Source organism: Meinhardsimonia xiamenensis, from assembly GCF_900102905.1.
Classification (GTDB): Bacteria; Pseudomonadota; Alphaproteobacteria; order Rhodobacterales; family Rhodobacteraceae; genus Meinhardsimonia; species Meinhardsimonia xiamenensis.
The window spans coordinates 96063-120211 of sequence record NZ_FNFV01000007.1 but is presented as its reverse complement, the minus strand read 5'-3'; the positions used below and the strand labels follow the sequence as shown (position 1 = coordinate 120211).

General features: G+C 69.0%; 23 protein-coding genes and 1 tRNA gene. 8 read left to right on the top strand and 16 right to left on the bottom strand.

Translation table 11 applies throughout. From position 1 onward, the window contains the following. On the bottom strand, nt 1–302 hold a 302-nt coding region (locus BLQ14_RS13635; protein ID WP_143004500.1), incomplete at its 3' end, for a helix-turn-helix domain-containing protein. 545 nt (nt 303–847) lie between these two features. Continuing rightward, entirely contained in the window at nt 848–1540 is a 693-nt protein-coding gene (locus BLQ14_RS13625; protein ID WP_281220856.1) for a phage minor head protein, read from the bottom strand. 377 nt (nt 1541–1917) lie between these two features. On the opposite strand from BLQ14_RS13625, the gene BLQ14_RS13620 reads away from it, so the two are divergent. Further along, complete coding sequence (locus BLQ14_RS13620) at nt 1918–3276, top strand: IS5 family transposase (RefSeq protein ID WP_092501116.1); 1359 nt, start codon at nt 1918–1920, stop codon at nt 3274–3276. A 412-nt stretch (nt 3277–3688) separates the two neighbouring features. Here BLQ14_RS13620 and BLQ14_RS13615 read toward each other — a convergent pair whose 3' ends face one another. From BLQ14_RS13615 to BLQ14_RS13575, 9 genes are all read right to left on the bottom strand, one after another. After that, entirely contained in the window at nt 3689–4456 is a 768-nt protein-coding gene (locus BLQ14_RS13615) for an SDR family oxidoreductase (RefSeq protein WP_092501115.1), read from the bottom strand. 189 nt (nt 4457–4645) lie between these two features. Beyond that, nucleotides 4646–5113: a TspO/MBR family protein gene (locus tag BLQ14_RS13610; protein ID WP_092501130.1), complete on the bottom strand. Its 468-nt coding sequence runs from the start codon at nt 5111–5113 to the stop codon at nt 4646–4648. Next, nucleotides 5113–6399, bottom strand: coding sequence for an MFS transporter (locus BLQ14_RS13605; RefSeq protein ID WP_092501129.1), 1287 nt, complete (start codon nt 6397–6399; stop codon nt 5113–5115). Before BLQ14_RS13605 ends, BLQ14_RS13610 begins: the two co-directional genes overlap by 1 nt. Before the next feature lie 5 nt (nt 6400–6404). After that, a complete protein-coding gene (locus BLQ14_RS13600) occupies nt 6405–6818 on the bottom strand; it encodes a thiol-disulfide oxidoreductase DCC family protein (protein ID WP_092501114.1) in 414 nt (137 codons plus the stop codon). 3 nt (nt 6819–6821) lie between these two features. Then, entirely contained in the window at nt 6822–7574 is a 753-nt protein-coding gene (locus BLQ14_RS13595; protein WP_092501113.1) for an SDR family NAD(P)-dependent oxidoreductase, read from the bottom strand. Next, nucleotides 7564–8142, bottom strand: coding sequence for a DUF3833 domain-containing protein (locus BLQ14_RS13590; protein ID WP_092501112.1), 579 nt, complete (start codon nt 8140–8142; stop codon nt 7564–7566). Before BLQ14_RS13590 ends, BLQ14_RS13595 begins: the two co-directional genes overlap by 11 nt. A 57-nt stretch (nt 8143–8199) precedes the next feature. Continuing rightward, nucleotides 8200–9354: an SAM-dependent methyltransferase gene (locus tag BLQ14_RS13585; protein WP_092501111.1), complete on the bottom strand. Its 1155-nt coding sequence runs from the start codon at nt 9352–9354 to the stop codon at nt 8200–8202. Continuing rightward, entirely contained in the window at nt 9351–10121 is a 771-nt protein-coding gene (locus BLQ14_RS13580; RefSeq protein WP_342670246.1) for a DUF1365 domain-containing protein, read from the bottom strand. The genes BLQ14_RS13585 and BLQ14_RS13580 overlap by 4 nt, the downstream gene beginning before the upstream one ends. Continuing rightward, nucleotides 10118–11437, bottom strand: coding sequence for an NAD(P)/FAD-dependent oxidoreductase (locus tag BLQ14_RS13575; RefSeq protein ID WP_092501109.1), 1320 nt, complete (start codon nt 11435–11437; stop codon nt 10118–10120). Before BLQ14_RS13575 ends, BLQ14_RS13580 begins: the two co-directional genes overlap by 4 nt. Between BLQ14_RS13575 and BLQ14_RS15560 the strand changes: the two genes are divergently transcribed. The 3 genes from BLQ14_RS15560 to BLQ14_RS13560 are packed head-to-tail and all read left to right on the top strand — an operon-like array spanning nt 11404 to nt 14323. Next, the gene (locus BLQ14_RS15560) at nt 11404–12276 is read left to right on the top strand and encodes a sigma-70 family RNA polymerase sigma factor (RefSeq protein WP_245657115.1); all 873 of its coding nucleotides are present in this window, start codon (nt 11404–11406) and stop codon (nt 12274–12276) included. The genes BLQ14_RS13575 and BLQ14_RS15560 overlap by 34 nt on opposite strands. After that, the gene (locus BLQ14_RS13565; protein ID WP_092501107.1) at nt 12273–12920 is read left to right on the top strand and encodes a ChrR family anti-sigma-E factor; all 648 of its coding nucleotides are present in this window, start codon (nt 12273–12275) and stop codon (nt 12918–12920) included. Before BLQ14_RS15560 ends, BLQ14_RS13565 begins: the two co-directional genes overlap by 4 nt. Next, nucleotides 12920–14323 carry a cryptochrome/photolyase family protein gene (locus tag BLQ14_RS13560; RefSeq protein ID WP_092501106.1) on the top strand — a complete coding sequence of 468 codons (1404 nt, stop codon included), beginning with the start codon at nt 12920–12922 and terminating at the stop codon, nt 14321–14323. The genes BLQ14_RS13565 and BLQ14_RS13560 overlap by 1 nt, the downstream gene beginning before the upstream one ends. A gap of 52 nt (nt 14324–14375) precedes the next feature. Here the strand turns inward: BLQ14_RS13560 and BLQ14_RS13555 are convergent. The 3 genes from BLQ14_RS13555 to BLQ14_RS13545 form a co-directional block, all read right to left on the bottom strand. Continuing rightward, nucleotides 14376–14451 (bottom strand) — tRNA-Ala (locus BLQ14_RS13555). A gap of 117 nt (nt 14452–14568) precedes the next feature. Next, complete coding sequence (gene queA, locus BLQ14_RS13550) at nt 14569–15627, bottom strand: tRNA preQ1(34) S-adenosylmethionine ribosyltransferase-isomerase QueA (RefSeq protein WP_092501105.1); 1059 nt, start codon at nt 15625–15627, stop codon at nt 14569–14571. Between the two features lie 18 nt (nt 15628–15645). Next, nucleotides 15646–18963: an AsmA-like C-terminal region-containing protein gene (locus BLQ14_RS13545; protein WP_092501104.1), complete on the bottom strand. Its 3318-nt coding sequence runs from the start codon at nt 18961–18963 to the stop codon at nt 15646–15648. Between the two features lie 177 nt (nt 18964–19140). On the opposite strand from BLQ14_RS13545, the gene bcp reads away from it, so the two are divergent. The 4 genes from bcp to BLQ14_RS13525 all read left to right on the top strand — a co-directional run bounded on the left by bcp (nt 19141) and on the right by BLQ14_RS13525 (nt 22530). Next, a complete protein-coding gene (gene bcp, locus BLQ14_RS13540; protein ID WP_092501103.1) occupies nt 19141–19602 on the top strand; it encodes a thioredoxin-dependent thiol peroxidase in 462 nt (153 codons plus the stop codon). After that, nucleotides 19599–20456: a ferritin-like domain-containing protein gene (locus BLQ14_RS13535; RefSeq protein ID WP_245657114.1), complete on the top strand. Its 858-nt coding sequence runs from the start codon at nt 19599–19601 to the stop codon at nt 20454–20456. Before bcp ends, BLQ14_RS13535 begins: the two co-directional genes overlap by 4 nt. Nucleotides 20457–20657: 201 nt before the next feature. After that, nucleotides 20658–21977, top strand: a complete 1320-nt coding sequence (locus BLQ14_RS13530) for a M23 family metallopeptidase (RefSeq protein ID WP_092501102.1) — start codon at nt 20658–20660, stop codon at nt 21975–21977. After that, entirely contained in the window at nt 21967–22530 is a 564-nt protein-coding gene (locus tag BLQ14_RS13525; protein WP_092501101.1) for a bactofilin family protein, read from the top strand. The genes BLQ14_RS13530 and BLQ14_RS13525 overlap by 11 nt, the downstream gene beginning before the upstream one ends. Nucleotides 22531–22630: 100 nt before the next feature. Here the strand turns inward: BLQ14_RS13525 and BLQ14_RS13520 are convergent, their stop codons facing one another. Both BLQ14_RS13520 and BLQ14_RS13515 read right to left on the bottom strand, forming a co-directional pair. Continuing rightward, nucleotides 22631–23419 carry a DUF2189 domain-containing protein gene (locus BLQ14_RS13520; RefSeq protein ID WP_092501100.1) on the bottom strand — a complete coding sequence of 263 codons (789 nt, stop codon included), beginning with the start codon at nt 23417–23419 and terminating at the stop codon, nt 22631–22633. 99 nt (nt 23420–23518) lie between these two features. Further along, complete coding sequence (locus BLQ14_RS13515; RefSeq protein ID WP_092501099.1) at nt 23519–24139, bottom strand: inner membrane-spanning protein YciB; 621 nt, start codon at nt 24137–24139, stop codon at nt 23519–23521. Between the last annotated feature and the right edge of the window lie 10 nt (nt 24140–24149).

Here is a 24149-nt window from a genome sequence, read left to right as displayed (position 1 = left end):
CGGTTGCAGCCATAGGCGGGGTGCTCGAGCGCCAGCGCCTTGATCTTCTCAACCGTCTCGGGCGGCGTCGTCTGCGGGTGGCTCTTGTGGATCGGCGGCAGGTCCTTCAGCCCCTCGAAGCCGTGGGTCTGAAACCGCCGGCGCCACTCGTAGAAGCTGGTCCGGTCCATGCCCCGCCGCCGGCAGGCCTCGGCCACGTTGCCAAGCTTCCTGGCCAGCTCCAGCACGCTCAGACGCTGCTCGGCCATCTTCGTCGCCGCGTCCCGCGACCTGCGTTTCTTCGATGTCGATGATTGTCCCATTGGGTCTTCCTCCTTTCCCCTTATCGCACGGAAAGAAGGTTAAGTGAACAACTTGCGGTCCCTGAGCGCCCCATTCTCGACGTTCCGCGAAGAGCAACTGGGAAGAAATGGAGCAGCGTTACCGTCGTAGAGGAGACCAGGACCAACCCAGCTGGTGTAGTAGCCATCGCAGCCACTTCCGTGGCTCAGACCGCTAATCCTAATGGCTTCAGCATAATCCACCCGCACCGGGCCGTTGGTCTCGGCGTCGTAAAGGCCGGTGGACCGCCAGTCATAGGACTGAACAAGAACATAGCGGTCGTTGAAGCAGATGCCTTCAATGTTTCGAGCGAGGATATCCTCCCCGTTCGTTGTAAGTAGGTCGTTCCGCCCAGAACGAGACCAATCGAACGATCGAACCAAGACCATGCCATTAGGGAGTGTGACCTGATCCCGAAACCGCGACGTCCATCCCAGCATGACGATGGTCAACAATGCGCCGACGAATACGAACGTCACTGCCAGTGACGCAAACAGCAAGCGCCTTGTCAGCTGATTCCTCGCCATCAATCGCTTTTCAGCCTCTGACGAAAGTTGCTGTCCTCGCGTTGCGCGAGGACTTCCGCCGAGAACCGTGCGGTCCAGTCTCCATAGATGCGGTACGGCACGCCTACCTCAACGCCAATGTCAAACGGATCCTGGAAAATGTCGTGGAATTCAAAACGCGTATTGCCATTGATGGTAATCATACGGCCATTTCGCACGGCCGAACCAACGAACACTCCGCGAACGGTTCCGTCGCCGTGAGCAAAGTCCACTGAGCCGAAATCATAAACAAATTCGAAATCATAGGTGAAATTACGCGATCCACCTTTACGCGCTTCGTCGGCAATCTGGTCTGCAAGCCTACGGAACGCACCTTCAATACCGTCGTCATAAGCATATTGTTCGGCGATCTCTCTGAGATGGCCGATTTCCAGCAGACTTACCGCACGACCATTTCCGTTTCGGTAGTGATCCCAGAAGTCCTCCGTGCTCCACCGAGCATAACTCGACGCGAGGCTCGTGGTGAACTCGTGAAATCCGAACTCGGTCTCGCCAGCGACGAAGGGGACCGCTTCGCAACGGCAGTTGTAGTCGTCGCCGGGATGCCCGGTGGCGGGCGGATCGGACCATGAGCACACGCGGCCGTCATTCATTCGGCGCGACCGACGCACGCGCTCGTCGCGCCGGGTGCGCCAGACATACTGATCCGTGATCCCTGCTTGTTTCAGCGACAGGCGGATCGGTGTTCCCTAGCGGAGATATCCGACGAAGGCCGCCCGATAGGCCTCGGTGTAGGTGATGGTCATGATGGAGAGCCTCTGCGGTCGGTCGCGCGATCATCGACGATTTGACTAAAGATCGCGTTAACCGGCCGTCCGGCCCGCTCACCCCAGCAAGTCACCCGTGATCTTCTTCCAACCACCTGATGCCGAACGGCATTTCCTGGATTCCAAATATCATTGTTCACAAGGTTCCGCCGTTTTCCCGCGCAAAACCTTGCAAATTCGCGCACGCATGTGCGCGGGGGATTCCCCTCCTTGGGCCGCCGTGATGAACTCCGCTCACACCGCCCCCGTGACGGAGTGAGCCCATGCGCCCCGCCAAGTCCGCGCCCGAAAACGCCGACCTCTTCCGCGCCTCGCTCGAGGCCATCCTCGATCCCGAGCACGAGCTGATCCGGCTTGCCGCTCTGATCGACTGGGAGCGCTTCGATGATGCGTTCGGAGCGTATTATCACCCGGCCAAGGGCCGGCGCGGCCTGCGCACCCGGCTGATGGTCGGGCTGCATCTGTTGAAGCACATGAAGGGGCTCAGCGACGAGGAGCTCTGCGCGGTCTGGCTGGAGAACCCGTATTTTCAGGCGTTCTGTGGCGAGACCCACTTCCAGCACCGCCTGCCTTTCGACCGCTCCTCGATGACGCGCTGGCGCAAGCGGATCGGCGCGGAGGAGATCGAACTTCTGCTGGCCGAGACCATCCGGCTCGCGCTCGAGACCGGGGCGGTGAACGAGCGCCAGCTCGAGCGGATCACCGTGGATACCACCGTGCAGACGAAGGCGGTGGCGCATCCGACCGACAGCCATCTCATCCTGCGCGCGACCGAGTGGCTGAACCGGATCGCGAAGCGCCAGTGCGTGAAGCTGCGGCAGTCCTTTTCCCGCGTGATGGTCCGGGCGCGGCGCGAGGCGGCCCGGCTGATGCACGGCCGCGGCCACGGGCAGGGCCTCAGGTGGGTCGGGAAGATGCGCACCTGGCTCGGCCGGCTCACCCGCGACATCCGCCGCAAGACCGAGGGCAAACCGGAGCTCGAGGCCGCCTTCGCCACCGCCCTCGAACGCGCCGGGAAGCTCCTCACCCAGACGCCCGGCGACAGCGGCAAGCTCCATGCGCTGCACGCGCCGGAAGTGGAATGCATCGGGAAAGGCAAGGCGCGCAGCCGCTACGAGTTCGGCGTGAAGGCGTCCTTCGCCACGACGAACGAGCGTTGCAAGGGCGGGCAGTTCGTCCTTGGCGCCCGCACGCTGCCCGGCAACCCCTATGACGGCCACAGCCTCGCGGCGCAGATCGACCAGACCGAGCGGCTCACCGGCCGGCGCGTGAAGCGCGTCTACGCCGACCGCGGCTACCGTGGCCATGGCGTCGAGCGCGAAGGGCTCGAGGTGATCCTCAGCCACACGCGCGGCATCACTTCACCCACCATCCGGCGCGAGATGCGACGACGCAACGCGATCGAGCCGGTCATCGGCCACATGAAGGCGGATGGCCTGCTGGAACGAAACCACCTCGCCGGCCCCGACGGCGATGCGATCAACGCGCTGCTCTGCGCCGCCGGCCACAACCTGCGCCTCCTCGCCCGCTGGCTCGAGCCTCCTAGGCTCTGGATTCTGGCGCGTGCCTTGGGGCTCAGGGCACTCCCGGGGACGTGGCGACAGGAGACGGTGATTGGGTGAAGGGAATACGGAGCGAAAATCACGGGGGACTCGCCTAAAACATGAAGCGGCTTGTGTATCTTGAGCAAAGGGAAGCGGAGGAGTGACGGATATCGTCGCCCAAACGCCGCGCGAGCGGCCTAACACGGGATCTGTGGAGACCCGGAAGCGCTCGTTCGACGTTCCGGGCGGGCAAGACCGCGGTTCGCGCCAGTCACAAGCTTGTCGAGGCTGAGTTAATCAAGGTGTCCATGCGCCTCGACCGGCCGGCGGAGCGGGTTTGGCCAGCTCGTCAGGATCTCCCGCGATCTGCGCCGCGCCGTGCCGCTGTCGGCCGTGTTCCCCGCCCGCGAGGTCAGCTGACGGGAGCCGGCATGGCCGGAGCCCTGCGCCTGCCCCCGCATCACGCCCGTTCCCGGTCGTTCCTCGCCGCTCAGCGGGCCATCCAGCCGCCGTCGACGACAAGGATTTCGCCGTTGACGTAGTCAGAGGCGGATGAGGCGAGAAACACCACCGGGCCGGCAAAGTCGCGCGGCTCGCCCCAGCGCCCCTGGGGGATGCGTTCGAGAATGGCGCGGTGGCGGTCGGGATCCTCCCGCAGCGCCTCGGTGTTGTCGGTGGCGACATAGCCGGGGGCGATGGCGTTGACGTTCACGCCGCGCCCGGCCCACTCGTTTGCCAGTGCCTTTGTCAGCTGCCCGATCCCGCCCTTTGAAGCGGCATAGCCGGGAACGTGGATGCCGCCCTGAAAGGTCAGGAGCGAGGCGATGAAGATGATCTTGCCGCTGCCCCGCGCCACCATGTTGCGACCGATCTCGCGCGAGATCACGAACTGGGAGGACAGGTTGACCTCGATGACCTCGTCCCACCATGCATCGGGGTGCTCGGCGGCGGGCTTGCGGCGGATCGTGCCGGCATTGTTCACCAGTATATCGGGCGTGCCGTGATCGGCCTGCACGCGGGCGGCGAACTCCGTCACCGCGGCCCGGTCGGAAAAATCGCAGCTGTAGGCATGGAAGGACCGGCCCCGCTCCCGCACCGCCTCGGCCACCGCATCGCCGTCCGTGAGGCTTGCCGACACTCCGATGATGTCCGCTCCCGCCTCCGCGAGCGCCTCGGCCATGGCGCGCCCGATGCCACGCCGACAGCCCGTCACCAGCGCCGTCCTGCCTTCAAGGTTGAAACTTCTGAGCACACTCATGCAACTTCTCCACCGTTGTGAGGGTTCGGGGCAGCGGCGCGCGCCCTCGCCTGCCGGGGCACCGACCCCATCGGCTGACGTCGGGATGACGTCAGACCCGCCCGACGCGCCCCGCGCGAGGCGCGCGCGACGCAATGCGGTGTTGCATGAGTTGCCGGCCGAATTCCAGCCCGTGACAGGTCGCCCGGGTCAGTTGAGGCGCCAGAACGCCCAGTTGAGCACCGCGGCAAAGCTCACCCAGCCGAGATAGGGCGCGAGCAGCCAACCCGCGAGCCGGTCGATCTGGAGGGCGGTCGCCATCAGCGCGGCGATGCTGAGCCAGAGCGCGCCGATAATGACGAGCGCCGCGCCAAGCGCATGGGCGCCGAAGAAGGTCGGTGTCCAGAGTGCATTCAGGGTGATCTGCAAGGCCCAGAGCCCGAGCGCGAACCCCGCAAGCCCCGCCCCCTGCCCGGCCTGCACCGCCAGACGCGCGCCACAGACGGCGATCATCAGGTAAAGCACGGTCCAGACCGGGCCGAAGAGCCAGTTCGGCGGTTGGAAGGAGGGGGCATTCAATGACTGATACCACGGCCCGGCGGCGGGAAAGATGACGCCGCTGGCGGCGGCGGCGATCACGGCAAGGAGGAAAGGAGCGAGGAGGAGAAGAAACGGCATCATGCGGTCTCCGGTCTGGTTGACGGATGCGCGCCGGTTGCAAGGAGCGCGCGCGGCAGAAGCGCCAGCAGTACGAGCGCCACGAGCTTGAGCAGGCACGGCACCAGCGCATAGGCGGCATTGAGCGCGGCAAGCGCGCCGGGGTCGGTGGCCCGGCCGGGATCGAAACCGGCAAGGCCGAGGGCGGGCAGCATCACCGCCGCGGCGAGCGCGAGCGACGCCTTGGCCAGAAAGCTCCATATACCGAACACCTGCCCTGCCGGCAGCTCCGCGCGCGCAAGCGTGGAGGCCAGAAGACCCGTCAGGATCACCCCGTCGGCGCCCAGCGCCACGCCCGACGCAGCCGCGATGAGCCCGAAGGACAGCGCCGCGCCCGATGGCAGCGCCCAGGTCCAGACGAAGCTCGCGATGGCAAGGCTCATGGCGAGGGCGAGCACCGGACGCGCGCCGAAGCGCGCCGCAAGCCGCCCCCAGAATGGAGCGCTGAGCCCGCCCGCGGCAAAGAAGATCAACAGGAAGACCCCTGCAAGGTGCGGAAGGCCGAGACGGTGATCGACGAAGAAGAGAAACAGCGTGGTCGTCACCGCCACCGGCAACCCGTTGACGAAGCCCAATACCAGCAGCCAGCCCGCGCCCGAGCGGCGAAGCGCGCGAAGCCGCAACGGTGCCGAGGCGACGACGGGGCGCTGCCAGAGCGGGCGGCAGACCATTGCCGCAACAAGGGCAAGCGCCGCGGCGGCGATGGCGAAGGCGGCGTATGCGCCCGCCTCGCCAAATGGGCGCCCAAGAATCTGCGGCCCCACGGCGCCGAGTGCCACGCCGGCCAGAATGCCCATCTCGCGCGCGCCGGCGAGCCGCAGTTGCGCGGCTGGCGTCCCGGACCCGGCGATGCTGGCGCTCTGGCCATAGAGCAGCACCGTCCCGAGAGAGTAGGCGGTGAAGGTCACCACCAGCCCCGCGGCAAGCGACAGGGCGCCGCCCCGCACCGGGGTGAGGGCGAAGACCCAGACAACCCCGAGCGCAAGCCCGCACAGCGCCAGCGCGGCGAGCCCGGCCCGGTGTGCGGCAAAGCGGTCGGTCAACCGGCCGAGGAGCGGATCCTGCAGAACATCCACGAGCCGGATGAGACCCAGAAGCGCGCCGACCTGAGCCAGCGGGAGGCCCAGCGCATCACTCGCGAAGCGGGGCACATGGATGTAGAGAGGAACACCCACGGCGGCGAGCGCGGCGGCGAGAAGCGCCGCGCGGGCGGCAGGAAGCCGCTCCCTCTCCGCTTCTGCGGCCATGCGCGTCATCGGCTCCGATGGCGCCGCAATCGCACATGGGCGGCGACCAGCGCCGGACGCAGGCGCAGAAACAGGCGGTAGGACAGCTCGAGGAGCTGGGCGATACCTGGCAGCCTGCCGATGCGGGCCAGCCAGCGCAGGCGTGGCAGCGTGGCGATCAGCGCAAGGAAGGCCGCCGCGCCCGAGATCACCCGGCGCTCGGCGGTCTCGACATGAAAGCGCGCGCGCGCCTGCGCGCGGCCCACCCCCCTTGGCAGGACAGTGTCATCCCGCGCGACATCGACAAAGGCGATACGCTCGGCGCCGGGCTGGCGGCGCCAGAAATCCATCTCGGCGCGGCAGAGCGGGCAGGCCCCGTCGAAAAAGACGGTGAGCTCAGGCGCCTGTTGCGCGGCTTCGGCGGCGGACGGGGTGCGCATCGCTCAATCCCCCGCCCTGGCCCGGCCGAAAAGCGCGTGGAAGAGCGGCAGCGGCAGGAAGCGGCCCAGGGTGAAGATCCATGCGAAGGGCGCCGGAAAGCTCGTCGAGAACCGCCCGCTGCGGATGGCGCCGACCACCCGCAAGGCGGCCTCCTCGGGTTCCATGATCTGCGGCATGGCGAAATCGTTCCTGGCCGTCAGGCGGGTGCGGATGAAGCCGGGATTGACCCGCTGGACGCGCACCCCCGCCCCGCGCAGGTCGGCGCGCAGGTTCTCGGCCAGATGCATCAGCGCCGCTTTCGACGCGCCATAGCCGATCGCCCCCGGCAGGCCGCGAAACCCGGCGAGCGAGCCGATCAGCACCACCCGCCCTTCCCCGCGCGCGTGCATGTCCGGCACAAGGCGGGAGAGCACGCGCAGCGCGCCAGTGAAGTTGACCTCGGCCATTGCCTCGGCCGCGCCGGGGCGCCAGGCGCGCGCGCTCATCGGCCCATAGGCGCCCGCCGCGTAGATGACGCCGAAAGGCGCGCCCACCGCCGCGCAGGCGGCGACAACCGCGGCGTCGTCGGTCACGTCCATCGGCAGCGCCGTGATGCTCGGCACCTCGCGGGCCAGCGCCTCGAGGCGCTCGGCGCTGCGGGCCGACGCCGTGACGGTTGCGCCCGCCGCCGCGAGCTCCACGGCGAGCGCGCGTCCGAGGCCCTCGGAGGCGCCGATCACCCACCAGTGCCGGCCGGTGAAGGGATCACTCCGCAACGATCGACGCCTCCTGCCGGGGGGTCTGCGCCGGGCGCATGGTGGCGATCAGCTCGGCCACCTTGATGCCGAACTTGCGCATGACGGACTTGTTCAGGATCGTTCCGTCCTCGGTGAGGTAGAGCCAGTCCACCACGTCGAGCACATGGCCGCCGGCGCTCTCGGGCAGGCGCAGCCGGTAGCGCAGCATCACCGTGGCGCCCGACTGACGGCCGCGCGCCTCGCCGATGATGTCGGGCGCGGTGCCGATGATCTCGCCGTCGTTGCCCACGCGCAGCGTCCATTCGCGCAGCTGCGCGGCGCCGCTCGAATAGCGGAACGCCTCGGTAAGACGCCCTGCGGCGCCATCCCAGCTGCCTTCCATATCCGCCACGAAGCGCTGGCTCACACGGCCAGCCGGGCCGAAGATCACGCCCTCGGCCACGATCGGGCCCGCAAGATGGGTGCGGATGTCGAAGGCGGGCGTGGTCGCGGCGTAGTCCTCGGGTCGCTGGGCCTCGAAGCCCATCAGCCGCGGCCAGGCGTAGAGCCCCGCGCCGATCAGCGCCAGGAGAAAGAGGGTGGTCATCACGTGTCTCCTCATGCGCGCGGCCTCGGCGGCGCGTTTCGTCGGTTCGCTGCGAGCTCAGCCATGGGCGAGCTCCACCTGCAGCACATTGGTGCGCCCGATCGCGAAGGCGGCGGCGCAGCTTTCAAGGTAGTAGAGCCAGCCGCGCAGGAACGGCGCGTCAAACCCGAGCCGCTCAAGCCGGGGCCGGGCCGCGAGCATTCGATCGCGCCAGAGCCGGAGCGTGCGCGCGTAGTCCTGCCCGAATGCGAAGACCTCCCGCACCTCGAGCCCCGCCCGCGCCGTCTCGCGGCGGATCACGCTCTCGCTGAGCAGCATGCCCCCCGGAAACACATGGCGGCGGATGTAGTCGGAGCTTGCCCGGTAGGCGGCAAAATTCCCGTCGGGCACGGTGATGGCCTGCAGCATCGCCCTTCCGCCCTCGGCGAGCCGCGCCTTGAGGGTGGCGAAATAGACCGGCCAGTAACGCTCGCCCACCGCCTCGATCATCTCGATCGAGACGATGTTGTCGTAACGGCCCTCGGTCCGGCGGTAGTCCTGCAGGCGGATCTCGGCGCGCCCGTCAAGGCGCGCATCGGCCCAGGCCTTCTGGGCGGGCGAGATGGTGATGCCGGTCACCTGCCTGCCCTGATCGGCAGCCGCCTCGGCGAAGCCGCCCCAGCCGCAGCCGATCTCCAGCACCCGTTCGCCGGGGGCGAGGCGGCCGAGGATGCGCGCGTATTTGCGCGCCTGTGCGGCCTCGAGGTCATCGCCCTCGGCGAACAGGGCCGAGGAATACGTCATGGAGCGGTCGAGCCAGTGGACATAGAACTCGTTGCCCACGTCATAATGGGCGCGAATGTTGCGCGCCGCACCGCGCGGGCTGTTGGCGTTGAGCACCCGGTCGGCAAGGCGGAAGGCGAGCGCCACCGGCCAGGCGGGACGGGCGCGCGAGCCGATGGCGCGAAGATTGCGCGCCGCCACCGTCACCACCGCCTCCACCGACGGGCTGTCCCACAACCCGCGCACGAAGGCCTCGCCGAAGCCCACATCGCCGCGCAACGCCACCATCCGCGCGGCGGCCCAGTCCTTCAGCTCCAGCACCGCCTCGGGGCCTCCCGCACCGAAGCGGTGGTGGTGCCCCTCGGGGGTGACAAGCTCGAGACTGCCATCGCGGATGGCCTCGCAGGCGGAAAGGAAGCCACGCTTCAGGGCGCTGTCGAGAACACTCATCGGCTGATCTCCGTTGTCGGCGGCAGGGGGCGCGGGCGGAAGGGCGCGCCCTTCAGCCAGAGCCTGAGCGCCTGCCAGTGGATGAGAGCGCGCGTGCGGATGGGCGCCAGCGGCTGGCGGGCAAGCGCGCGCAGGATGTGGCGGTTTGTCATCGGCGCGAGCCGGCCCGACAGGCTTGCCACGAGCCCTCCCGACGGCCCCCGGTGGATGATGCGGATCGCCACCCGGCGCGGGCCGATCGCGAAGCGAAAGGCGTAGTCGCCGGCGACCTCCTGAAACGGCGAGACGTGGAAGATCTTGCGCGCGGTGATCTCCTCCGCGGGGCCGAGCTCGGGAAAGCCGGGAAGGTGGCAGAAATAGGCGTGCCGGTCGCCGTAGGTGTTGTTGACCTCGGCGATCACCGCGCGCGGACGGCCCGAGGGGCCGAGAAAGAACCAGAAGCTCACCGGGTTGAAGCCCCCGCCGAGAAGCCTCGGCGAGGTCAGAAGGCGCAAGGGCGCGGTATCGGCCTCGCCAAGACCCATCCGGCGGGCCGCATCGCGGGCCCAGGCCGCGCCCTGCAGCGGGGCAAAGCCGTAATCGCGGTCGCGCACCGAGGCGATGTTCCAGCGGTTGCGGCCGAAAAGCGCGGGCCCCGCGCGCGCCGCCTCGGGGTCGATCAGCACCTGATCCACGGCATGGGTGAAGCGGTGCTCGGGACCGCCGAGACGCGCATGGGTGGTCTGGCCCGTCATCCAGAGCGGCTCGTTCATGGCGGGTCCGGTCACGCGACCTCCCGCGCCGCCCCGGCGCGGCGGGCCCTGATCTCGGCCAGGAGCGCGCGTGTCACGCGGCGCGCCGCGGCGATGCCGTCTTCGTGAAAGCCGTTGCGCGCCCAGGCGCCGGCGAACCATGTGCCGTTCATTCCCTGAATGTCGGGCAAACGGCGCTGCGCGGCCAGCGCGGCGGCATCGAACACGGGGTGGCGGAAGACGTGCTCGTCATAGATCGCCTCCTCGCGCGGCGCGCGCACCGGGTTCAGCGTCACGAAAAGCGGGTCGCTTTCGGGTATGTTCTGCAGCCGGTTCATCCAGTAACTGACCCCGATCCGCCGGCCGTCCTCGCGCCGATCGCCCTGATAGACCCACGACGACCAGACCGCGCGCCGACGCGGCATCAGTGCTTCGTCACCGTGCAGCACCGCGCGGTTGTCCTGAAAACGGATCGCACCGAGAAGCCGCCGCTCGGCCGGCGTCGGGCTCTCGAGCAGCGACAGCGCAGTGTCGGCATGCACGGCGAGAACGACCTCGTCGACCTCCACGGTGCCGCCGCCCGCCAGATGCACGCTCGCGCGCCCCGCCTGCCGGCTGATGCAGCGCACGAGGCAGCCGGTGCGGATCTCGACCGCCGCCGCGCGCAGGCGCGCCTCGATTCGGCGGACGTATTCCCGCGATCCGCCCGAGACGGTGAACCACTGATGCTGCCCGCCCGCACTCATCAGCGCGTGGTTGCGCATGAAGCGGATCAGCGCACGGGCCGGAAACGCGCCCATCTCGGCCTCGGGGGTGGACCAGATCGCGCCGGTGAGCGGGCGCAGGTAGCGCTCGCGGAACCAGCGCCCCATTCCAAGCGCATCGAGAAGCTCGTCGAGCGTCATCTCCTCGGGAGCTGCCTCGGCGACCGCCTCAGCACGGGCATTGAAGCGCAGGATGTCGCCGATCATGCGCAGAAAGCGCGGATCGAGCGCGCGGCGGCGCTGGGCAAACAGGCTGCCGAGCGAGCGCAGCGCGTATTCGAAGCGCCCGCCGTCGAGGCTGACGCCGAAGCTCATGTCGCTCCTCTCGATGGGCACCTCGAGATCGGTGAAGAGGCGCGCGAGGCGAGGGTAAGTCGCGTGGTTGAAGACGATGAAACCGGTATCGACGGGCCGGTCGCCGTGCCGCCCCGCCAGAACGGTGCGCGCATGCCCGCCGAGCCGCGGCGCGGCCTCGATCAGCGTCACCCGCGCGTGCGGGGCGAGGTCGAGCGCGGCGGACAGGCCGGTGATCCCCCCGCCGACGACGGCGATGCGTGGTCGCTGAGCTGATCTGGCGTCAAGTGGCATGCTCGGTGTTCTCCGCGTGCTGGCATGATGACTACGCCCACGGCACGGGGGCGGATCAATCGCCAACAGCCTTTTTGCGTTTTTCGTCGCCCCCGGGTGATCCGGTGACGGGCAAGATGCGTAAAGCCGACATGATGCAGCTTGACCCCATCACAGATGTCAGGGAGCGTTCCACCGGGCGGGGGCGGACAGGCCCGTCAAAAATTGCCCGCGCCGATCGCAAGAGGAACGAGCCGCTGAACATGAGCGAAGGTGACGAGGCGAGTGCGCCGCCGCCTGGGGCACAGGAGCCGGGCATGGACGAGGCGACGATCTGGCTCATCGCGGTGCGCGACCGGCGGGACCGCGAGGCTTTCGTGCGGCTCTTCGATTTCTACGCCCCGCGGCTGCGGGCCATGCTCGCGCGGATGAACTGCACCGGCGCCGCGGCCGACGATGTCATCCAGGACGGCATGCTGCGGGTATGGCAGAAGGCGCATCAGTTCGACCCGGCGCAGGCCTCGGCCTCGGCCTGGATCTACCGGATCGTGCGCAACCGGCACATTGACATCGTTCGGCGCGACGCCCGCCCGATGCCCGAGGCGCTGAAGGTCGAGGGGCCGCCCGAGCCCGACCCGGGCGAGGCGATCGCGCTCCAGGCCGAGGCGGCACGGCTGCGCGCCGCCCTCGCCGACCTGCCGCCCGAGCAGCGCCGCATGGTCGAGATGGCCTACATGGGCGAGCTCAGCCACCGCGAAATCTCCGACGAGACCGGCTTGCCGCTCGGCACCGTCAAATCCCGCATCCGCCTCGCGCTCGAGCGCTTGAGGCACAGCCTGAAAGACCTGAGACAGACATGACCATACGCCATCACATTCCCCCTCGGCTGATCCGGGCCTATGTCGCGGGCAGTCTGCCGGCGAGCTTTGCCACGGTGGTGGCCGCCCATGTCTCGCTTTGCGACGAGTGCCGCGCCCGGCTTGCGGCCGAGGAGCTTGCGGCCGGCGCCATCCTTGACAGCCTTGAGCCCGCCCCTGCGCCGGAAGGCGATGCCGGGCTCCGCGAGAGGCTTCTTGCCCGGCTCGACCAGTCGCCCGAGCTGCCCGACGAGGCACCGCCCGAGCGCATGGGCATCTACCCCGGACCGGTGGCGCAGGCCCTGAAGGGCAGGCCGCCGCGGTGGAAGCGCCTAGGCGGCGGCATCCGGCAGGCGATCCTCGCGCAGGACGCGGAGGGATCGGCGCGGCTTCTCTACATTCCGCCGGGCACGGCGGTGCCGGACCATTCCCATGGAGGGCTTGAGCTGACCATGGTGCTGCAGGGCAGCTTTTCGGACGAGACCGGCCATTACGGCGTGGGCGATGTGGAGGTCGCCGATGAAAGCCTCGAGCACACGCCCGTCGCCGGCCCCGAGGCGCCCTGCATCTGCCTTGCCGCCACCGACGCGCCCTTGCGCTTTCGCAGCCTCGTGCCACGGCTGCTGCAGCCGCTGTTCCGCATCTGATGGCCGCCTCCCCGCCCGCCATCCACTGGTTCCGCCGCGACCTGCGGCTGGCCGACAACCCCGCCCTCGCCCGGGCGGCGCGCGCGGGGCGGGTTCTGCCGGTGTTCATCGCCGACCCCGATCACCCCGACGAGTCCGCGCTCGGTGCGGCGGGCCGTGCGTGGCTGCACCGCTCCCTCGAAGCGCTGGGCCAGAGCCTTGGCGGGGCGCTCAACATCTACCTGGGCCGGCCGCAGGATGTGTTGCCCGCCCTCGCAGCCCGCTGGGGCGCGCGCCTCGTGACCTGGGGGCGGCTGCCTGATCCCGCCTTGGCCACCCGTGACGAGGCCGTCTCGGCGGCGCTGCGTGGAGCCGGCTGCGAGGTGCACGCCGAGAACGGTTTTCTGCTCTGGGAGCCGGAAGAGACGCTGAAGCCCGATGGCACGCCCTACCGGGTGTTCACGCCCTTCTACCGCAAGGGCTGTCTGGCCGCCCCGCCACCGCGACAGCCCCTCCCCGCCGTGCCTTTCGAGGCGGTACGCGATGCCGAGGCGCTGCCCCTCGCCGCGCTCGATCTGTGGCCGAAACATCCTTGGGCCGAGGGCATGATGGCGCATTGGCAGGTCGGCGAGAAGGCCGCCGCCGCGCGGCTCGCGCGCTTCGTGTCCGAGCGGCTTGCCGCCTACCCCGCCCGGCGTGACATGCCGGGGGCGGACGGCACCTCCCGGCTCTCCCCGCATCTCCATTTCGGCGAGATCTCGCCCAATGCCGCCTGGCACGCGGCGACCGGGCCCGGCGCCGACAAGTTCCGCGCCGAGCTCGGATGGCGGGAGTTCTCGTGGAACCTGCTGGTGCACAATCCCGATCTTGCCGAGCGTCCCCTCAGGCCGGAGTTCGCCCGCTTCCCCTGGCGCGACGACGAGGCCGCCTTCACGGCCTGGACGCGGGGGCAGACGGGCATCCCGCTTGTCGATGCCGGCATGCGCGAGCTGTGGCAGACGGGCTGGATGCACAACCGCGTGCGCATGGTCACGGCGTCATTTCTGGTCAAGAATCTCCTGATCGACTGGCGCGCGGGCGAGCGCTGGTTCCGCGACTGCCTCGTCGATGCGGATCACGCCAACAACGCCGCCAGCTGGCAATGGGTGGCCGGCTGCGGCGCCGATGCGGCGCCCTATTTCCGCATCTTCAACCCCGTTCTGCAGGGCGAGAAGTTCGATCCTCGCGGCGTCTATGTGCGGCGCTTCGTGCCCGAGCTTTCCAGGTTGCCGGACCGCTGGCTGCACCGCCCGTGGGACGCGCCGCGCGAGACGCTGGCCGCCGCCGGGCTGCGGCTTGGGCGCGACTACCCGGCCCCAATCGTTGATCTTGCCACCAGCCGCCAGCGCGCCCTGGGCGCCTACCGGACGATCACCGCTGCATGACACGGCGGATCGGCACGCGCCGCGACATGTCCTGATGCGTCGAGCTGGAAAATGGTGGAGCCGAGGGGAATCGAACCCCTGACCTCGTCATTGCGAACGACGCGCTCTCCCAACTGAGCTACGGCCCCGGCCTTCATCCGGTGCGCGGTATCTGGAGCATCGAGGGAGCCTTGTCAATGGGGTCATGCAGCGCGGTCATGCAGCGAGGTCATGCCGGGGCGGCGCCGCGACCGGCAGCCGCCCTCTCACAGCCCGCCCGGCAGTAGCAGCGAGGCATCGCCGTAGGAGAAGAATCGATACCGCTCGGCGACAGCATGGGCGTAGATCTGGCGGATCCGCTCGAGCCCCATCAACGCGGACACCAGCATCATCAGCGTCGACTTGGGAAGATGAAAGTTGGTCATCAGCCCGTCGGCGATGCGGAAGTCGTAGCCGGGACGGATGAAGATGTCGGTCTCCCCGCGGAAAGGGGCAACGCGGCCCGGCTCCGGCGCGGCCGATTCGATCACGCGCAACGCTGTGGTGCCCACCGGAATCACCCGCCCGCCCGCCCGGCGGGTGGCATTGATCGCCTCGGCTGCGGCCTCGCTGACCTCGCCCCATTCGGCATGCATGCGGTGGCGGGAGATGTCCTCGGTCTTGACCGGCAGGAAGGTGCCCGCGCCGACATGCAGCGTCACGCGGGCAAACCGGACGCCCGCCGCCTCGAGCGCGGCCAGCAACGGGGCGTCGAAATGCAACGAGGCGGTCGGCGCGGCAACCGAGCCCGGCCGCTCGGCCCAGACGGTCTGGTAATCCTCCCGGTCCTGGGCGTCGGGAGGCCGGCGCGCGGCGATGTAGGGAGGCAGCGGCATCGCGCCCGCCTCCGCCAGCGCCGCTTCGAAGGCCGCGCCTTCGAGGTTGAAGGCAAGTCGCGCCATCCCCTCCTCATGCGCCTCGCAGACCGCCTCCAGCCCGGCTCCGAAGTGGAGTCTCTCGCCCGGACGCACCTTGCGCAGCGGCTTGAGCAGCGCGCGCCACCGCCCCCCGCCCAGCGCCTCGACAAGAGTGGCCTCGATGCCAGCCTCGACATGGCCTTGTGCCGTCTCGCGCCGGCGCACGCCATCGAGCCGCGCCGGGATCACCCGCGTGTCGTTGAGCACGAGAAGATCGCCCGCGCGCAGGAGGCGCGGCAGTTCGAAAACGCGCGCATCCACCATCTGCGACCGGCTGGCCACCAGAAGACGCGCAGCGCTGCGCGGGCGCGCCGGGCGCGTGGCGATCAGCTCCTCGGGCAGGTCGAAATCGAAATCGGAAAGCTGCATCCCTGACCTTCCGTGCCTCTATTGGCCGGGCGGCGCGGTCTCGCTGGCGGGCGGTCGGCGGCGGAAGATCTCCCGCAGCCCTCCCGGCGCCAACATCGACAGCGGGTTGACGGAAATCCGCGGCTGGTTTGCCGCGCCGCGGATGGTGAAGGTGACACCGAAAAGCCCCTCGCCCCGGCGGGTGAAGATCTGCCCGATGCCGTTGATCAGATAGGCCGGGGACAGCACCCCCTGCAAGTCCAGCTGGCGGCGCGCAAGATCATAGGTGCCGTCCAGCGAGATGCCGGCCGAGGGACCCGTCGCACTCGAGCGCAGGATGCGCACCTCGTCCGGGGTGAGCCGGAAGGCGGCCTCGATCGTCTCGAAGCGAAGCCCCTCGTTGTTGAGCTGATCCACGAGACCGACGATGGACACGGCATTGAGGATGGCCGCGAGGCCGGGGGCCCCGACCATGCGCGTGTCGCTGACCCGGAGCGCGCCGTCATAGCTGCCGGGCTCGAGCGCCGGCACCAGCGTGAGCTGCATTTTGCCCCCCCGGGCATGCGCGAGGAACCCGGCATCGGCCATCACCCCGCCGGCATCGTCGCTGAACACCTGAAAGGCAAGCCCGCCGCCTTGAGGGATCACCCGTCCGCGGATGGCGGTGCCCCCGTTCACCCGGGCCAGGAATTCGCCGTCAAGCCCGCGCCCGGTGGTGAAACTGCCGACAAAATCGGTCAGCGCGATGCCCTCGGAAATCACCAGCCGGTCAAGCGCCACCTGCACCGGCCCCGATCCCCCCTGCCCGCCGACGCCGCCGGCGCCGAAACGGGCCCGGCGGCTGTCGAGCCTGCCACCCTCGAACGAGACCACCGGCGCCCGGCCCGGCCCGCGGCCGGTGAGCGTCACCCGGGCCTCGAGCCAGTCGCCGACCTCGAGCCTGTCGAAGCGCGCGACATCCAGCCCGCCGCCCTCGGGGCGCAGCCGCACCGAGCCCTCGGCCGAAAGCCCCGGTGCCCGCAGGACGAGCCGCTCCACCCGCGGCGCGGCGCCGAGCCTGCCGGCAAGCTCGAGCCGCCCGGTCGCGGCAGGGGGCTTCGACCAGCCCAGCGCCGCAAGCCTCAGCCGCAGCCGGTTGAGGTCGGAGATCAGCGTGAAGGCCGGCGGCTCGTCCTTGCGCAGCTCAAGCGTGAACTGCCCAACGCCTTCACCCTCCAGCGTCCCCTCGGGCAGCGCGATGCCGAAACCGTCGAGAAACGCCTGATCGATGGCAAGCCGGCCCTCGACCCGGCCTCGCCCCTTGGCCCCCTCGCCCCCTTCGCCCAGTGGCAGCACCCACGCTCCATTGAACCGCGCCCCGTCGAGCAGCGCCTCGCCAGCAACCTCGAGACGGCTGTTGTCGGCCCGGATGACGAGGGTCTCGGCGCTGAAGCGGCGGCCCGGCACCAGCATCTCGCTCCGCACGCCGGTGGCCACGCCCTCCACCGAGAAGGTCACGTCGCGCCCGGTGATCCGGCGCCCCAGATCGAAGGCCAGCGCCGCCTTCGCCCGCGCCCGGCCGGCGGCGATGTCGGGGCTGCGGCCCGCGCGAGAGAGGAACCGGAACGGTGGGAGATCGAGTATGGCAAGAATGTCGGGCAGCGCCCCTTCCACGGCCAGCGCCACCCGTGCCGGTGTGGGCCGCATGCGCGTGTCGGGAATCCGGAACACCGTCCCGGTCACGTCTACAGGGCCGCCCTGCGGCGCAACCACCTCACCCTTCTCCATCACCATCGTCAGCGCGCCATTGAGGTAGCTGGCGTATCCGGCCACGCCCCGGGCCGGCGGCAGCGTGCGCAGGATTTGAACTTCGGCCTCGTCGAAGCGGTAGCTCACCGAATTCCGCAGCCCCAAATCGGGCGAGAAGCGGATCGCGCCTTCCACATTGCGGACCAGCGCGCTTCTGACATTGTTCCTCAGCCATTGCCGCGCCTTCGGGCCCAGCTGCACAGGCCAGACCTGCAGCAGACGCTCGGGTTCGATCCGGTCCAGCGACACATCGAGAGCGGCGTGCCAGCCGTCGGGCTCGGCGGCCACCCGGCCGCGCGCCAGCGCCCGCCGCGGCCCGTCGATCAGTACGAGCTGCCCGATCTCCACCGTATAGGGAGCAAGCCGCACCCGCAGGTCCGCCACCGACTGGGCGATCTCCACCGGCGCCTCGAACACGCCGGGCGGGTCGAGCACCAGTTCGCTCGTGCGCAGCTGGCCAACCAGCGCACCCGGCCAGCCATTGCTGAACTCCTCGAGATAGGCGTGGCCCACGCCGGCCATGCGCCCGCTTTCGGTATCGACGCTGATCTCGCCGAAATCGATGCGCTGGCGACGGGGGTCGTAGTCGAAATACGCCCGCCCCCCCGAGAAGCGCAGCGGCGGCGCCGCGCCGCCGGGGGTCAGCCGGCCGGCGCCGATCTCGAGCTTGCCCGCAATGGAGGCAAGAGTGCCATCCTCGCCGATCACGGTATTGAGCGCCCCGGAAATCGGTGCATCGAGAACACCGAGAAAGGCGAGCGCCGGGGACTGGGCGGCGATGTCGACGGCGGCGGCATTCTCGAAACTTGCCGTGAGCTGCGCGCTCGAGTTGCCCTTGCGGCTGCGAAAGCCGATGATGACGGGAGCCAGCTGCTCGCTGCCGTTGAAGACCTCCGCGCTCACGGTGAGGTCGATCATTTCGGCGTCCTGGGTGAGCGAGACGCTGCCGCCGGTCACCTGCCAGACGCGGCCCGAGCGCGCGTCCTCGAGGATGATGGTCACATCCTCGGCCTCGATGCGCGCGATGCGCGACAGCGGCGGCGTGGCAAAGGCGCGGTCGATGCCGTCGAGCATGCCGGCCACCGAGCCGCTCGCCGTGAACCCGCCGCCAAGCGCCAGATCAAAGCTGCCGTCGGTGCGCCTTCTGAGGGTGATTTCCGCCCCCGACAGAAACAGCGTGCTTGGAACGATTTCACCGCGCAGAAGCGCGGCGCGGTCGAGCCGGCTGCGCATATGGCTCACATGGGCGAGCGGCTGGCCGGACGCGTCGAAGAACTGCACCCTGCTGAGCGTCACCCGCGGCAGCCCGTTGCGGGCCACGTTGAGCGCAACGGCGCGCAGCTCGACGCGCGCGCCCCCGAGCGCGGAATTCACCCGCGCCTCGAGTTGCGCCGCAAGCCAGGACGGAAGCGTGATCGTCCGGCCCGTGGCTGCAAGCCAGCCGCCGGCGACGAGCATCGCCAGCGCGACGGCGACAGCCGACAGGCGCAGCGCGCGCCGCCAGGGGCTGACCCTGCGCCGCGGCGCCGGTTCCGGCTGCGCGGAGGTTGCATTGTCCGCCGATTTCATACGCCTGTCGTTTCGCGGCCCGCCATCACCCCGGTCGCCCCTGCTGCGGTCGCCCTTGCCCCGGTGCTGCGGCACGGCGCGCTCTCCCACGGGCCCCGAGCCCTGATCCGGTTTTCATTGTCGCGCGTTTTCACCTAGAACGGAACCGCCAGTGCGACAAGGAGGCGCAAGAGCAACATGGACATGACCGGCAAGATCGCTCCCGACTTCGCTCTGCCCGGCGCGGGGGGCGGCGAGGTGAAGCTTTCGGACTTCCGCGGCCGAAAGATGGTGCTCTACTTCTACCCCAAGGACGACACGCCGGGTTGCACCACCGAGGCGCTCGATTTCACCGGGCTTCTGCCGGAGTTCGAGAAGGCCGGCGCGGTGGTGATCGGCATCTCCAAGGATCCCGTCTCGAAACACGAGAAGTTCCGCGACAAGCACGGGCTGAAGGTTATCCTCGCCTCGGACGCCGAGGGCGACGTGTGCGAGCGCTACGGCGTGTGGGGAGAAAAAACCATGTACGGGCGCAAGTTCAAGGGCATTACCCGCTCCACCTTTCTCATTGGCCCCGACGGGCGCATCTTGCGAGAATGGCGCAATGTGAAGGTGAAGGGTCACGCCGAGGAGGTGCTGAAGGCCGTTCGGGAGGCATGAGCGAGAAAATGGAAGGCCCGAGCCTCGCCGAACGCGCCGTCGAGGTGCTGACCACCGCGGACGCGCGCGCCAAGTGTGCACTTTCCCGCCGCCATGCGGCGGCGTGGTTCGCCGCGCGCGAAGCCGGCACGGCGCTGCCCGTGGGCCGGGCGGCCCCGCCGGACCGCCCCGCCCGTCCCGCCCGCCCCGAGCTGGTCAGTCCGCGGGAAGTGCCCCGCCGCCGCCCCGGAAGCCGGGCCGGGCGCATCGCGCTTCTGCATGCCATCGCCCATATCGAGCTAAACGCCGTCGACCTGCACTGGGACATCGTGGCGCGCTTCGCCCACACGCCCATGCCGGCCGGATTCTATGACGACTGGGTGAAGGCCGCCGATGAGGAATCGAAGCATTTCAACCTTCTTGCCGACTGTCTTGAAGCAGCCGGAAGCCACTACGGCGCGCTTGTGGCTCATGCGGGCATGTGGCGTGCCGCCGAGGACACCGCGCACGACCTGATGGCGCGCCTTGCAGTGGTGCCGATGGTTCTCGAGGCGCGCGGCCTCGACGTGACGCCCGAGATGATTGCTATCTTCGAGCGCGCCGGAGACGAGCAGGCGGTGGCCGCGCTGAAGGTCATCTACGCCGAGGAGGTGGGCCACGTCGCCTACGGTGCGAAGTGGTTCAACTTCCTGTGCGGCCGGCATGACCTGGACCCGCGCGAGACCTTTCATGCGCTGGTCCGCCGCCATTTTCACGGCACGCTCAAGCCCCCGTTCAACGAGGAAAAGCGCGCGGAGGCCGGGCTTCCGCCGGACTTCTACTGGCCGCTGGCCGAGGAAGGCGCCGCGCCCAGAGGCCCCGCCGGCACCGCCTGACCGCGGCAGACGGCAGGGATCGGCGGAAAAACGCTCATCATTTCCGGAAATTGCCGGCGACTGCTCGGGGCGTCGGCAAAAGCGTTGCGCAGCGCGGGTCGGGTTTGTAAGCAGTCCGAGGATCGAAGGCGGGGCCCCCGGGGCCGTCGGAGCCGCCCGCGGGCCTGTCTGCTCATGGGGGAGGGAGAGGGATCTGACGCGATGACCGGACGACCCGGACCGCTTCACGGCGTCTCCGTGCGCCTCAATGCCCTGCTCGAGCGCCGCTTTCCCGAACGGCGGGTGTTCGTGCGCTCCGACAGCGAGACGCGCTTCATCCGCCTCACCCCGGCCGCCCAGGCGATCGCGCTGACCGGATCGGTGCTTCTGGTGGGGTGGACCATTCTTGCCAGCGCCATCGTTTTCATGGACTCGATCGGCTCGGGAAGCCTGCGCGAGCAGGCCGAGCGCGAGCGGCTTCTTTACGAGGAGCGGCTGAACCGGCTCAGCCAGGAACGTGACCGGCGCGCCGAGGAGGCGCGGCTTGCCCAGGAGCGGTTCAACACCGCGCTTGCCCAGGTGTCACGCATGCAGTCCGCGCTGCTGGCCTCCGAAGACCGGCGCGAGGAGCTCGAGCGCGGCATCGAGGCCGTTCAGGTCACGCTGCGCCGCACCATCGCCGAGCGGGACGAGGCGCGCCGGAAACTTGCGGCCCTGCAGGCCCCGAAGCCGCGCGAAGGGCTTCCCGCGGAGGATTTCGCCACCACCGTTGACTTTCTGACCGCGGCGCTGGGCCAGGCGGCCGAGGAACGCGACATGATGGCGCTGATGGCCGAGGCCGCGCGGCAGGAAATCGCCCGGCTCGAGGAGGAGCGTCGCCTCATCGATGCCCGCAATGACCGCATCTTCGAACAGCTGGAGGACGCCGTGGCGCTCTCGCTGGTGCCACTCGACAAGATGTTCCGCTCCGCAGGCCTGCCGACCGAGGACATTCTCCGCCAGCTGAAGGCGACCCACTCGGGCCAGGGCGGGCCGCTCACGCCGCTGGTCCTTTCCACCAAGGGGTCGGAGGTCGACCCCGACTCCATGCGCGCCAACGCCATTCTCGAGCAGCTCGACAGGCTCAACCTGTACCGCATCGCGGCCGAAAAGGTGCCTTTTGCGATTCCGCTGCGCTCGGCCTTCCGCTACACGTCGGGTTTCGGGATGCGCTGGGGCCGCCCCCACAAGGGCACCGATTTTGCCGCCGCCTATGGCACGCCCATCTACGCCACCGCCGACGGTGTCGTGACGCATGCCGGCTGGGCCTCCGGCTATGGGCGGCTGGTGAAGATTCAGCATGAATTCGGTGTCGAAACCCGATATGCTCACCTTTCGAGCATTGCGGTCCGAGTCGGCCAGCGGGTCAGCCGCGGCGACAGGATCGGCGCGATGGGCAATTCCGGCAGATCGACCGGCACCCATCTTCACTACGAAGTGCGGATCAACGGCGAAGCCGTCAACCCCATGGTCTATATCAAGGCAGCGAACGATGTTTTCTAAGAGCAGAATCAACGAGCCCGGCCCCAAGCAGCAGGCAGGTTCCACCGAATCTCCCGCCAGCGAGGCGGCACCGGCACGCGCTTCGGCCGATATCGGCGCGCCGGCCACGGCACCCAAGGCCAAGCCACCGGCCTCGGTTCTTTCTTCCGATCTGGCCATCGTCGGCAACCTCAAGACCACCGGCGACATCCAGGTTGAAGGCACGGTGGAGGGTGACATTCGCGCCCATCTTCTCACCGTCGGCGAGGGCGCCACGGTGAAGGGCGAGATCGTGGCCGACGACGTCGTTGTGAACGGTCGCGTGATCGGCCGCGTGCGCGGGCTGAAGGTGCGGCTGACCTCCACCGCGCGGGTCGAGGGCGACATCATCCACAAGACCATCGCCATCGAATCCGGCGCGCATTTCGAGGGCTCGGTGCAGCGGGCCGATGATCCGCTGTCGAACGGCGCGGGCCGCACCGCGCCGCCGCGCAGTGCCGCCGCACCCCAGCCCCAGCAGCCAGCCGCGCAGGCCGCACGCTCCGCCTCGGGCGAGAGCGCACGCCAGAGCTGACAGCTCGGGAGACGGACAAGCAAAGGGCGCCTTGGCGGAATGGCGGGGCGCCCTTTCGCTTGCCGGGCCGCGAGTTGCCGCGCGGGTGCTGCCCGGCGCCTCACACGGGGTCGTAGAGCGCCCGGCGGTAGATGTGCCAGGTGGCGTGGCCGAGCACCGGCAGTACCACGAACAGGCCCAGAAAGGCCGGCAGCATGCCGAGGATCAGCAGCGCGGCGATGATCGCCGCCCAGAGGAGCATGACCCCGAGATTGGCCCGCACCGTGCGCAGGCTCACCAGCATCGCCGAGACGAAGTCGATCTCCCGGTCGAGCGCGAGCGGCAGGCTCACCACGGTGAGCGAGAAGAGAAGGAAGGCCGCCACCCCGCCCACGACAAGTTCGGTGGCGATCATCGCAAGCCCCGCCCCCGTCAGATAGGTGTCGAGAGAGTCGGCGGCGCGGAACAGCAGGCTCGGCCCCATGAAAAGCGCAAAGATCATGTGCGCGAGAAAGCTCCAGAAAAGGAAGTAGATGACAATGATGGCGCCGAGCCAGGGGATCTGGCGCCGCCGCTCGGCCGCCACCACCCCGAGGATCTCCCCCCATCTGAGTGGCTCGCCAGCCTCGAGCCTGCGGCTCACCTCGTAAAGTCCCACCGCCGCGAAGGGGGCGACGAGCGGAAAACCGAGCGAGACCATGAGCGTCCAGGCCACGGTTCCGGCCCCGAGCGCAACCAGCGCCAGCCCGCCGACCACATAGACCGCGCTGAAGAACAGGCCGAACTGTGGCGCGCGGCGGAAGTCGTCCCAGCCGCGGCGAAGCGCGATGAAGATTTCGGCAAGCGTCAGCCGGCCGATCCGCGGCAACGGCGAAGCCGGCGGCGCTGCGCCGGCGGCATCGTCAAACATCTCTCTCCTCCCAAGCTTTCTTGCTCACGTTAACGTGAGCGGCGGCCTTCCGCCAAGATTTGCGAAGGGCTGACACCTCAAGCGCCGGAAGGCCGCGCCTCAGGCGCCGTCTTCGCCGGCTTCCTCGGGCGCGGTGGAGTGGGTCTGGAAAAGCTTGCTCTGGGTCATGAAGAAGGCAAAGGTGGCGATGGTGAGCCCGAAGGTCTTGAAGTTGACCCAGGCATCGGTGGACATGCTGCGCCAGACGATCTCATTGGCCACGGCAAGGCTGGCGAAAAACACCGTCACCCGGCGGGTGAGGATCATCCACCCCTCCCGCGTCATCGGCAGCACCTCGTCCATGACAAGCTGCAGGTAGCTCTCGCCGCGCATGAGCCCGAAGCCCAGGACGGCCGCGAAGAGCGCGTAGATCAGCGTGGGCTTCATCTTGAAGAAGCGTTCGTCATTGAGCCAGACGGTGAGCCCGCCGAAGACGACGACGAGCACCAGCGTGACGATCTGCATCTTCGAGACATGGCCCGTCAGCCGCCAGAGCGCGATGATCGAGGCGGCGAAGAGCGGCACGAAAGCCGCCGTGACGACGATGAAACCCGTGTACTCGGTGCCGCCGATGGCAAGGCTCTTCTCGCGCAGCGCCATGTAGCCCACGAAGAAGGCGATGACCGGACCGATGTCGAGGGCAAGTTTGAGCCACGGGTTCAGCTTGCGCTTGTCGGTCATTGCCTTCTCC

Coding starts and splice junctions, on each gene's coding strand:
- BLQ14_RS13620 (WP_092501116.1), top strand. CDS start 1,918: ATGCGCCCCGCCAAGTCCGCGCCCGAAAACGCCGACCTCTTCCGCGCC.
- BLQ14_RS13615 (WP_092501115.1), bottom strand. CDS start 4,456: ATGAGTGTGCTCAGAAGTTTCAACCTTGAAGGCAGGACGGCGCTGGTG.
- BLQ14_RS13610 (WP_092501130.1), bottom strand. CDS start 5,113: ATGCCGTTTCTTCTCCTCCTCGCTCCTTTCCTCCTTGCCGTGATCGCC.
- BLQ14_RS13605 (WP_092501129.1), bottom strand. CDS start 6,399: ATGGCCGCAGAAGCGGAGAGGGAGCGGCTTCCTGCCGCCCGCGCGGCG.
- BLQ14_RS13600 (WP_092501114.1), bottom strand. CDS start 6,818: ATGCGCACCCCGTCCGCCGCCGAAGCCGCGCAACAGGCGCCTGAGCTC.
- BLQ14_RS13590 (WP_092501112.1), bottom strand. CDS start 8,142: ATGACCACCCTCTTTCTCCTGGCGCTGATCGGCGCGGGGCTCTACGCC.
- BLQ14_RS13585 (WP_092501111.1), bottom strand. CDS start 9,354: ATGAGTGTTCTCGACAGCGCCCTGAAGCGTGGCTTCCTTTCCGCCTGC.
- BLQ14_RS13575 (WP_092501109.1), bottom strand. CDS start 11,437: ATGCCACTTGACGCCAGATCAGCTCAGCGACCACGCATCGCCGTCGTC.
- BLQ14_RS13565 (WP_092501107.1), top strand. CDS start 12,273: ATGACCATACGCCATCACATTCCCCCTCGGCTGATCCGGGCCTATGTC.
- BLQ14_RS13560 (WP_092501106.1), top strand. CDS start 12,920: ATGGCCGCCTCCCCGCCCGCCATCCACTGGTTCCGCCGCGACCTGCGG.
- queA (WP_092501105.1), bottom strand. CDS start 15,627: ATGCAGCTTTCCGATTTCGATTTCGACCTGCCCGAGGAGCTGATCGCC.
- BLQ14_RS13545 (WP_092501104.1), bottom strand. CDS start 18,963: ATGAAATCGGCGGACAATGCAACCTCCGCGCAGCCGGAACCGGCGCCG.
- bcp (WP_092501103.1), top strand. CDS start 19,141: ATGGACATGACCGGCAAGATCGCTCCCGACTTCGCTCTGCCCGGCGCG.
- BLQ14_RS13535 (WP_245657114.1), top strand. CDS start 19,599: ATGAGCGAGAAAATGGAAGGCCCGAGCCTCGCCGAACGCGCCGTCGAG.
- BLQ14_RS13530 (WP_092501102.1), top strand. CDS start 20,658: ATGACCGGACGACCCGGACCGCTTCACGGCGTCTCCGTGCGCCTCAAT.
- BLQ14_RS13525 (WP_092501101.1), top strand. CDS start 21,967: ATGTTTTCTAAGAGCAGAATCAACGAGCCCGGCCCCAAGCAGCAGGCA.
- BLQ14_RS13520 (WP_092501100.1), bottom strand. CDS start 23,419: ATGTTTGACGATGCCGCCGGCGCAGCGCCGCCGGCTTCGCCGTTGCCG.
- BLQ14_RS13515 (WP_092501099.1), bottom strand. CDS start 24,139: ATGACCGACAAGCGCAAGCTGAACCCGTGGCTCAAACTTGCCCTCGAC.